7 protein-coding genes are annotated in these 9,569 nt (G+C 73.1%); 5 read left to right on the top strand and 2 right to left on the bottom strand.

Translation table 11 applies throughout. From position 1 onward, the window contains the following. Positions 1-446: 446 nt before the first annotated feature. Genes VGT06_11680 through VGT06_11660 form a run of 5 tightly spaced genes read left to right on the top strand, consistent with a single transcriptional unit; the run spans position 447 to position 8,584 of the window. Positions 447-2,285 (top strand): long-chain fatty acid--CoA ligase, encoded by a 1,839-nt coding sequence (locus tag VGT06_11680; GenBank protein HEV8663778.1) that lies wholly within the window; start codon positions 447-449, stop codon positions 2,283-2,285. Continuing rightward, on the top strand, positions 2,282-4,654 hold the full coding sequence (locus tag VGT06_11675; GenBank protein ID HEV8663777.1) for a 3-hydroxyacyl-CoA dehydrogenase/enoyl-CoA hydratase family protein: 2,373 nt from the start codon (positions 2,282-2,284) through the stop codon (positions 4,652-4,654). Before VGT06_11680 ends, VGT06_11675 begins: the two co-directional genes overlap by 4 nt. A 10-nt stretch (positions 4,655-4,664) precedes the next feature. Continuing rightward, on the top strand, positions 4,665-5,840 hold the full coding sequence (locus tag VGT06_11670) for a thiolase family protein (protein ID HEV8663776.1): 1,176 nt from the start codon (positions 4,665-4,667) through the stop codon (positions 5,838-5,840). Next, a complete protein-coding gene (locus tag VGT06_11665; protein ID HEV8663775.1) occupies positions 5,837-7,618 on the top strand; it encodes an acyl-CoA dehydrogenase family protein in 1,782 nt (593 codons plus the stop codon). The genes VGT06_11670 and VGT06_11665 overlap by 4 nt, the downstream gene beginning before the upstream one ends. An 18-nt stretch (positions 7,619-7,636) precedes the next feature. Next, the gene (locus tag VGT06_11660; protein ID HEV8663774.1) at positions 7,637-8,584 is read left to right on the top strand and encodes a patatin-like phospholipase family protein; all 948 of its coding nucleotides are present in this window, start codon (positions 7,637-7,639) and stop codon (positions 8,582-8,584) included. A 51-nt stretch (positions 8,585-8,635) separates the two neighbouring features. Here VGT06_11660 and VGT06_11655 read toward each other — a convergent pair whose 3' ends face one another. Continuing rightward, a complete protein-coding gene (locus VGT06_11655; protein HEV8663773.1) occupies positions 8,636-9,103 on the bottom strand; it encodes a VOC family protein in 468 nt (155 codons plus the stop codon). 12 nt (positions 9,104-9,115) lie between these two features. Then, positions 9,116-9,569 (bottom strand): pirin family protein (locus VGT06_11650; protein HEV8663772.1); only part of this gene is annotated, 454 nt, incomplete at its 5' end.

The raw sequence follows: 9,569 nt of genomic DNA, 5'->3' as shown, positions 1-9,569 counted from the left end.
GGAGGGTCGCGGCGCAGAAGCGCAGAAGGGTGCCCCGCCCGGCCGTCCCTTCCATTTCCCGTCTCCCAAGGGCGTTTCAGACGGTTCCCGGGCAGGCGTCGTAGAACCCGACACCGGGCCTGGCGCCGGCCACCGGATGCGGATGCCGGCTCCGAGTTCCGGGCAGTATACACCATTTCCGGCGAGGGGTCCTTTCGCTGAATCCTGGCACCCTCCTTGCTCGTCTATAGGGTGAGGGCGCCGGATTTGGTGAAAGAGGCCAGGATGGCCTATACTTAGGCTGATTCCTCCGTCATCACCGCGGCGGGCAGGGACGGGGTGGACCTGACCGAGGCGCTGTCCAGAACCGGGGAAGAAGCCCAGGCCGGGTGCCGAGGTGATGGCGGAGGCGGTCATCGTCGGTTCCCGGCCTGTCGGCTCTGCGGGCGGGAAGGAGACCGGAGCCCGTGACGCTCCTGGACATCTACCAGAAAGCCCTGGCTCGACCCCCGAGGGCCCCCTTCCTGCGTGCCAAGCAGGGAGGCGGCTACCAGGACGTCACGGCCGGGGACTTCTCCCGGCAGGGGGAGGCCCTCGCGGCGAGCCTGGCGGCCCTGGGGGTCCGGCAGGGGGACCGCGTCGCCATCCTTTCGGAGAACCGCCCCGAGTGGCTCCTGAGCGACTACGCGCTGGTTCGGCTCAGGGCGGTCAGCGTCCCCCTGCACGCCACCCTCCCCGTAGCCCAGGTCCAGGCCATTCTCCGGGATGCCGGTACCCACCTGATCCTCGTCTCGACGGCGAGCCAGCGGGAGAAGGTGGGGCGCCCGTCCTGGCTGACGCGGCCGCCGGCCGTCATCGTCTTCGAGCCCGCCGCCGCCCGGCCCGGGGACCGGGTCCTGGCCGACCTCCTGACCCGGACCGAGAGCCACCCGAGGGCCGGGGAGGAGCCGAAGGCCGATGACCTCGCCACCCTCATCTACACGTCCGGGACCACGGGGGAGCCCAAGGGGGTCATGCTCACCCACGGCAACCTGGCGGCCAACCTCGTCGCCCTACAGGCGCTGGCCCCCCTCGGCCCCGCGGACGTGGCCCTCTCGTTCCTCCCCCTCTCGCACGTCCTCGAGCGGATCGCCGGAACCTACCTGGTCCTCCTCTGCGGGGGGGTCGTAGCCTTTGCCGAGGGGTTCGACGCCCTGGTGCACAACATCCGGGAGGTCCGCCCGACCCTCATGGTCGGGGTTCCACTCTTCTACGAGCGGCTGCGGGCGAAGATCCTGGGTGAAGCCGAGGGCCGGCCCGCTCCCCTCCAGCGCCTCTTCAAGTGGGGCCTGGCCGTGGGGCAGGCGGCCTTCGCTGCGAAGCAGGCGGGGCAGACCCCTGCCCTCCCGCTCCGGCTGAAGGCCGCCGTCGCCGACAGGCTGGTCGGATCCCGCGTCCGCGCCGCCCTGGGCGGGCGGCTCCGGCTCTTCGTTTCGGGCGGCGCGCCCCTCCCCGTGGAAGTCGGGGCCTTCTTCCACGCCCTGGGCCTCCCCGTGTACGAGGGGTACGGCCTCACCGAGACTTCCCCCGTGGTCAGCCTGAACCGTCCGGGCGCGGTGCGCCTGGGGACCGTGGGGCCGCCGCTGCCCGGGGTGGAGGTGAAGGTGGCGGAGGACGGGGAGATCCTGGTCCGGGGGGCCAACGTGATGGCCGGCTACTGGCGCAAGTCCCGGGCCAGCCGGGCCGCCCTGAAGGACGGATGGCTGCACACGGGCGACCTCGGCCACCTGGACGAGGCCGGGTTTCTGGTCATCACCGACCGGAAGAAGGACCTCCTGGTGACGGGGGCCGGGAAGAAGATCGCCCCCAGGGGGCTGGAGGAGAGGATCCGCCGCCATCCGGCCATCCGGGACGTGGTCATCGTGGGCGAGGGGCGCGCCTACCTCGCCGCCCTGGTGGTCCCCCGGGAGGAAGTGCTCCGGGCCCGGGCGGCCGAGGCCGGGATCGGGGGGGACGGGGCCGATATCCTCAAGGATTCCCGGACGGAGCTCCTCCTCCTCGGCGACCTCGACCGGCTGACCGCGGACTGCGCCCCGCACGAGAAGGTCCGCCGCATCCTGTTCCTCCAGGAGCCCTTCAGCCTCGCCGCCGGGGAGATGACCCCGACGCTCAAGATCCGGCGGGCCGTGGTCGCGGCCCGGCACCGGGAGGAGATCGAGCGCCTCTACCAGGCCGACGCCCCGGCGCGGGCCGCCTGGATCACCCTGGGGGGACGCTTTTTCTCCCGCTTCTTCTGGCTCCCCCGCTGGGCGCGGAGGAGCGCATGAGGCGGATCCGCTCGGCAGCCGTCCTGGGCGCGGGCGTGATGGGGCGGCAGATTGCCGCGCTCCTGGCGAACGCCAACCTGCGGGTCACCCTCCTGGACGTCGTGCCGGCAACCGGCACGGCGGCGGAGGAGGGCCACGGCCGCAGCCGCCTCGCGCGCGAGGCGGTCGAGGCCCTCCGCCGGGCGAGCCCGCCCGCGCTCTTCGTCCCGGAGCGGGCCGAGGCGATCCGGGTGGGGAACCTGACGGACCACCTCGGCTGGCTCAAGGAGGTGGACTGGATCCTGGAGGCCGTGGCGGAGGACGCCGGCATCAAGCAGGCCCTCTTTACCGCCGTGGATGGCCACCGGACCGCCGGGAGCATCGTCAGCAGCAACACTTCGAGCCTGCGGCTGCACGGCCTCGCGGCCGGCCGCTCCGAGGACTTCCGCCGCCACTTCCTCGGAACGCACTTCTTCAATCCGCCCCGCTACATGCGCCTCCTCGAGATCGCCCCCACCCCGGAGACCGACGCTGCCGTGCTGGAAGCGATGGAAACCTTCGGCACCTCCGGCCTGGGGAAAGGGGTGGTTCGCGCGAAGGATACCCCCGGCTTCATCGCCAACCGGATCGGGGTCCACGCGACCCTCGCCGGCTTTCGCGTGATGGAGGAGGAGGGGCTCTCGGTCGAGGAGGTGGACGCCGTGACGGGGCCGCCCCTGGGCCGGCCACGGACCGCCGCCCTCCGGACGCTCGATATCGTCGGGCTCGACACATTCGCGAAGGTGGTGCAGGCGCTCGGCGACCAGGCCGAGGGGGACGAGGAGCGGGCCCTCTTCCGCGTCCCGCCCGTCATCGAGGCTCTCCTCAAGGCGGGACGGCTCGGCGAGAAGAGCGGGGCGGGCTTCTACAAGAGCGGGCCCGACGGGACCCGCCTCGCCCTTGACGTGAAGACGCTCGAGTACCGGCCGGCAGAGCGGGTCCCCTTCCCCGCGCTCGAGGCCCTGCGGGGAGTGGAAGATCCGGGGGACCGCCTGCGCCGGCTCCTCGGGAGCGGCGATCGGGTGGCCGCGCTCGCCTGGCGCCTGCTCGGGCCGACCCTGCGCTACGCCGCCGCCCGGGTGCCCGAGATCGCCGACGACCCGCTCGCCCTCGATTTGGCGATGCGCTGGGGCTTCGGCTGGGACCTCCCCCCCTTCGCCGCCTGGGACGCCCTCGGCGTCGAGGAGGCGGCCCGCCGCCTCCGGGCCGAGGGGGCATCGATCCCCCCCCTGGTGGAGGCGGTGCTGGCCGCCGGGCCCCGGACCTTCTACGGCGAGAAGGACGGAGCCCGGACGGTCTTCGACCCGGCAGCCCGGGGCCACCGGCCGGCACCCGAGGACCCGGTGGTCCTCTCCCTCGCCCGCCGGAAGGCCGCCGGCGCGCTCGTGGAGCGGCGCGGGGGGGCGAGCCTGGTGGACCTGGGAGACGGGGTCCTCGGCCTGGAGTTTCACAGCAAGATGAACGCCCTGGGGGCCGACGCCATCGCCCAGCTCGAGCGCGGCCTGCACCGGGCTGCCACCGACTTCGCCGCCCTCGTGATCGGCAACCAGGGCCCCCACTTCTCGGCCGGCGCGGATCTGAGCCTGCTCCTGTTCTCCGCCGAGGAGGGGGACTGGGACGAGGTGGACGGGATGGTCCGGGCCTTCCAGCGGGGCGTCCGGGCGGTGCGGGAGGCGGCGGTCCCCGTCGTGGCCGCCCCCTTCGGCCGGACGCTGGGGGGCGGGGCCGAGATCACGCTCGCGGCCCACCGCGCGGTGGCCTCGGCCGAGACCTACATGGGCCTGGTCGAGACCGGGGTGGGGCTCATCCCGGCCGGCGGCGGGTGCGCCGAGATGCTCCGACGCCACATGACCCTGCTTCCACCGGACAGCGGCCTGGACCCCCAGCCCCTCCTGAAGCGGGTCTTCGAGACGATCGCCTTCGCGAAGGTCTCCTCCTCCGCGGAGGAGGCGCGGCGGCTTCTCCTCCTGCGCCCCGAGGACGAAGTGGTCATGAACCCCGACCGGCTCCTCGCGGAGGCAAAGGCCGCGGCCCTGCACCTGGCCCGGGCCGGCCGGCCGCCGCTGCCGCCGGCCGGACCGATCCCGGTCCTGGGGGAGCCGGGCTTCGCTCTGCTCGCCCTGGGCATCCACCTGGCCCACCGGGGCGGCCACATCACGGCCTACGAGCGCGAGATCGCGACGGCGCTCGCCCGCGTGCTCACGGGGGGCGAGCGCCCCCACCCGGGCACGGCCACGGCCGAGGAGATCATGGACCTGGAACGCGAGGCCTTTCTCCGCCTCCTCGGGCGGAGAGAAACCCAGGAGCGGATCCGGCACACCCTGAAGACGGGGAAGCCGCTCCGCAACTAGAGGACGACGCATGGACGAGCCAGTCATCGTATCGGCGGTCCGCACAGCGGTCGGGAAGGCTCCGCGGGGGGCGTTGCGCCACAGCCGCCCGGACGAGATGGCGGCGGCGGCGATCCGGGCCGCCGTCGCCCGGGTCCCGGGGCTCAAGCCGGAGGCGGTGGACGACGTGATCCTGGGGTGCGCCATGCCCGAGGCCGAGCAGGGGCTGAACGTGGCGCGGCAGGCCGCGCTCCGGGCCGGCCTGCCGGTCTCCGTCCCGGCCTGCACCATCAACCGGTTCTGCGCCTCGGGCCTCCAGGCCATCGCCTTCGCCGCCGAGCGGATCCAGACGGGCGCCGCCGAGGTCGTCGTGGCCGGGGGGACGGAGAGCATGAGCCTCGTTCCGATGGGCGGCTTCAAGGTCGCCCCGAACCCGGCGCTCATGGCCGAGTACCCCGACGTCTACCTCAGCGTGGGGCTGACCGCCGAGGTCGTAGCCGCCAAATGCAAGGTCGGCCGGGAGGAGCAGGACCGCTTCGCCCTGGAGAGCCACCGGCGCGCCCTGGCCGCCCAGCGGGAGGGCCGCTTCGCCGAGGAGATCCTTCCCTTCCCGGTCCCGGCCGGCAAGGGCACCCCGCCCCTGCTCTTCGACCGGGACGAGGGGCCGCGGCCCGACACCTCGCTCGAGGCGCTCGGCAAGCTCCCGGCCGCCTTCCAGAAAGACGGCACGGTGACCGCGGGGAACACCTCCCAGATGAGCGACGGGGCCGCGGCGGTCGTGGTGATGGGGCGGCGGCGGGCCGAGGCGCTGAACGCGAAGATCCTGGCCCGGTTTCTCGGGTACGCCGTGGCCGGCCTGCCGCCCGAGGAGATGGGGCTCGGGCCGGCCTACGCGGTGCCGAAGGTCCTCAAGCAGACCGGCCTGCGCCTCGACCAGGTGGACCTGATCGAGCTCAACGAGGCCTTCGCTGCCCAGGTCCTGGGCGTGATGCGGATGCTCGAGCTGGACCCGGCGAAGGTGAACGTGAACGGGGGGGCCATCGCGCTCGGCCATCCCCTGGGCTGCACGGGGGGGAAGCTCACCGCGACGCTCCTGTACGAGCTCGAGCGGCGCGGTGGGCGGATCGGCCTCGTCACGATGTGCGTCGGGGGCGGGATGGGGGCAGCGGGACTCTTCGCCCGCGAGAAGAACGGGGGTGGGCGATGACGGCTACGAAGGCGCAGGAGCTCCCGCGCGTCCTCGGCGGCGCGTTCCTGCTGGGGGAAACGCCCGCGGAGGCCATCCGCACGCCCGAGGACCTGACGGCCGAGGAGCGAATGATGGGCGAGGTCGCAGCCGACTTCGTGGCCCAGGAGGTCCTCCCCCGTCTCGAGGCAATCGAGCACCAGGAGCCGGGGGTGATGGTGGGCCTCCTCAAGCGCGCCGGCGAGCTCGGCCTGCTCTCTGCCGATGTCCCCGAGGCCCACGGGGGCCTCGGCCTCCGAAAGGCGGCCTCCAGCCTGCTCGCGGAGCCGTTCGGGGCCGCCGCCTCCTTTGCCGCCTCCCACGGCGCCCACACGTGCATCGGCACCCTGCCCCTGGTCTACTTCGGGACGCCGGAGCAGCAGGCCCGCTACCTCCCCCGCCTGGCCAGCGGCGAGTGGCTCGCCGCCTACGCCCTCACGGAGGCCGGCTCCGGATCCGACGCCCTGGCGGCCAAGACGACGGCGGTCCGGACGCCCGACGGGGCGTACCGGCTGAACGGCACCAAGCTCTGGATCACCAACGCCGGGTTCGCCGACCTCTTCACCGTCTTCGGCAAGGTGGACGGCAAGGAGTTCAGCGCCTTCCTGGTGGAGCGGACGTTCCCGGGCGTTTCCATCGGTCCCGAGGAGCGGAAGATGGGAATCAAGGGTTCCTCCACCCGTCCCTTCCACCTGACCGACGCCATCGTCCCGGCCGCCAACCTGCTGGGGGAGGTCGGGCGGGGCCACATCATCGCCTTCACCATCTTGAATCTAGGCCGCTTCAAGCTCGGGGCGGGCTGCGTCGGGGGGATGAAGGCCGCCCTGAAGGCGGCGACCGAGTATGCCGCCAGCCGGCAGCAGTTCGGCAAGCCCATCGCCTCCTTCGGCCTCATCCAGCAGAAGCTCGCCCGGATGGCGGCCCTCACCTTTGCCGCCGAGAGCCTGCTCTACCGGACGGCGGGCCTGGTGGACCAGGCGCTGGCCGGGGCCGGAACGGATCGCGAGGCAGCCCGGCGGGCGCTCGAGGAGGTCGCGGTCGAGTGCGCCCTCGCCAAGGTCTTCTGCAGCGAGGCGCTCGGCGTGGTGGTCGATGAAGCGGTCCAGACCTTTGGGGGCTACGGCTACAGCCAGGAGTATCCGGTGGAGCGGTTCTACCGGGACGCCCGGATCAACCGGATCTTCGAGGGGACCAACGAGATCAACCGGCTGCTGGCGGCGGGGATGCTCCTCAAGCGGGCGGCCCAGGGGCGCTACCCCCTGTTGCCCGCGCTCAAGGCGGTCCAGGAGGCGGTCCTCGCGCCGCCCGACTCCCCGGCCTCGGAGGACGGGCCGCTCGCCGCGGAGGCGGAGCGGGTGCGGCAAGGACGCCAGGCCACGCTCCTGGTGGCCGGGCTGGCCTTCCAGAAATACGGGGAGCAACTCGCCGAGGAGCAGGAGGTCCTTGGCGGCCTGAGTGATCTCATCTTGCAACTGTTCGCGGCCGAGAGCGCCATGCTCAGGGGAATGCGGGCGCTCGCGAGCGGCGGGCCGAAGGCGGCCGCCGCGGCAGACCTCGCCCGGGCGGCGGTGGCCGAAGGGCTCGCGACGCTGGAGGCGACGGCCCGGCGGCTGTTACCGAGCCTGGCCGAGGGGGATGCGCTCCGGAGCGGGGCGGGCGCGCTCCGGAAGGTCCTGCGGGGGTTTCCCCCGGACCTGGTGGCCCTGCACCGGCGGAATGCCGCTGCGGCGCTTGGGGCGGGCGGCTACCCGCTCGCCTAGCGAGGAGATGGGGACCCGATGAAGGATTGGAACTCCACGCTGGCTGGACTCGCGGGGCTGGCCGGCGGCCTCGCGGCGATGCTCCGCCCCCTCCCACCGCGCCGGCGGCCCGTCCGCCCGCGCCCCCGGCCGGCCGTCCCCGTCCGGGTGGGGGTGGTTCTGGGAGGGGGAGGCGTGCGCGGGTTCGCGCACGTCGGGGTCCTCCGGGTTCTGGAGGAGAACGGGGTCCCGATTGACTGCGTCGTCGGCACGAGCGTGGGGAGCCTCATCGGGGCGGTCTACGCCGCCCGGCCGGACGCGGCGCTCCTGGAGCGGGAGGGCCTGGGCCTCGACCGGGGAGACTTCCTCGACTATACGCTCTTCGGGCTCGGGTGGGGGCCGCTGAAGGGGCGGAAGCTGGAGCGCCTGGTGGACCGGCTCACGGGGTGCCGGCCCATCGAGAAGTTCCCCGTCCCCTTCGCCGCCGTCGCCACCGACATCCGGACGGGGGAGCGGGTCATCCTGGACAAGGGCCCGGCGGGGCAGGCGGTCTGGGCCAGCAGCGCCATGCCCGGTCTCATCCACCCCTGCCGGATGGACGGGCGCCTGCTCGCAGACGGCGCCCTGGTGGAGAACCTGCCGGTGAGTGTCGCCCGGGCGATGGGGGCCGAGGTGATCATCGCCGTCAACGTCTCGCCCGATCTGCAGGCCACCCAGCTCCGGGGAGCGATGGACGTCCTCCACCAGGCCCTGGCCATCCTGACGCGGGAGCTCTCGGCCCGCCAGCCCGAGGCCGACGTGACCATTTCGCCGCCGATCGGTCACATCGCCACCCTGGACTTCCGGCACAAACGGGCGGCGGTCGCGGCCGGCAAGGCCGAGGCCGTGGCGGCCCTCCCCCGCATCCAGGCCGCGCTGACCGCGGCGGCGGCCCGCCTCGGTCGCCAGTGGCCCGACCGGCCGGCCCACCCCATCCCCGTCGCCTAGCCGCCCTCTTCTCGCGGAACGCATTCCGGCCGCATCTCCCCTCGGAAGCGCTCAGGGCTCCTCGAGCCCCGCCAGGATCGTCTGGGGCGGCAGGGGCAGGTTCTCGCCGTGCCAGAGGCGCCGGCCGCCGGGCTCCTGGCGGGTATCCCAGTAGATCTCCAGGCCATTGCCGTCGGGGTCATCGAAGTACATCGCCCAACTGATCCGGTGGTCCACCGTCGCCACCGGCACGCCGGCCTCGGTGAGCGACCGGTAGGCGACCGCAAAGGCGCGCCGGTCGGGGACCTCGAAGGCGACGTGGTACAGCCCCACGCCGTGCGGCGGCGGGGCCGGTGCCCCCGGCCCCACCTGCTGTAACGCGATTTCGTGGTGCACCGCGCCCCCGGAGAGGAACGCGTAGTGCTCACCCACCTGCTCCACGACCTTGAGGTCGAAGAACCGGCTGTAGAAGTCCATGGACCGTTTCAGATCGCGGATCTTGAGATGGGCGTGGCCGAGCTTCGTCCGATAGGCCGACATGTCGGGCTCCCGTTATGGAAGATCGAGCAGGATCAGCTCCGCCGGCTCCGTGGCCCGGAGGACAAGCTCCGCCTCGTCGGCGATGCGCGCCTGGTCGCCGGCCGCGAGCGGGGTGCCGTTGACGGTCAGGCTCCCGCTGATCACGAACAGGTAGGCCCTCCGGCCGGCCCGGGTCTTGTGGACCACCTCCTGCCCCGCCCGCAGGGCGGAGACATAAATGGTCGCGTCCTGGTCAATGGTCAGGGTCCCCGGCACGTCGCCCGGCGAGACGACCGGCAGCAGCTTCCCGGCCCGGTCCGCGGGCGTGAACTGGCGCTGCTCCCATCGGGGGGCGAGTCCCTTTCTCCGGGGGAGGATCCAGAGCTGCAGCAGATGGACGGGGCGGTCCTTCGAGTGGTTGTACTCGGAGTGGACGATGCCGGTCCCCGCCGACATCACCTGGACCTCCCCGGCGTGGATGACCCCC

The sequence above is a fragment of the Candidatus Methylomirabilis sp. genome (genome assembly GCA_036000645.1).
GTDB lineage: Bacteria > Methylomirabilota > Methylomirabilia > Methylomirabilales > JACPAU01 > JACPAU01.
The sequence above is the reverse complement of the archived record's forward strand: the minus strand, read 5'-3'. Positions and strand labels throughout refer to the sequence as shown.

Bases quoted from the DNA above. Each gene is read 5' to 3' on its own strand.
- VGT06_11675 (HEV8663777.1), top strand. From the start codon at position 2,282: ATGAGGCGGATCCGCTCGGCAGCCGTCCTGGGCGCGGGCGTGATGGGG.
- VGT06_11670 (HEV8663776.1), top strand. From the start codon at position 4,665: ATGGACGAGCCAGTCATCGTATCGGCGGTCCGCACAGCGGTCGGGAAG.
- VGT06_11665 (HEV8663775.1), top strand. From the start codon at position 5,837: ATGACGGCTACGAAGGCGCAGGAGCTCCCGCGCGTCCTCGGCGGCGCG.
- VGT06_11660 (HEV8663774.1), top strand. From the start codon at position 7,637: ATGAAGGATTGGAACTCCACGCTGGCTGGACTCGCGGGGCTGGCCGGC.
- VGT06_11655 (HEV8663773.1), bottom strand. From the start codon at position 9,103: ATGTCGGCCTATCGGACGAAGCTCGGCCACGCCCATCTCAAGATCCGC.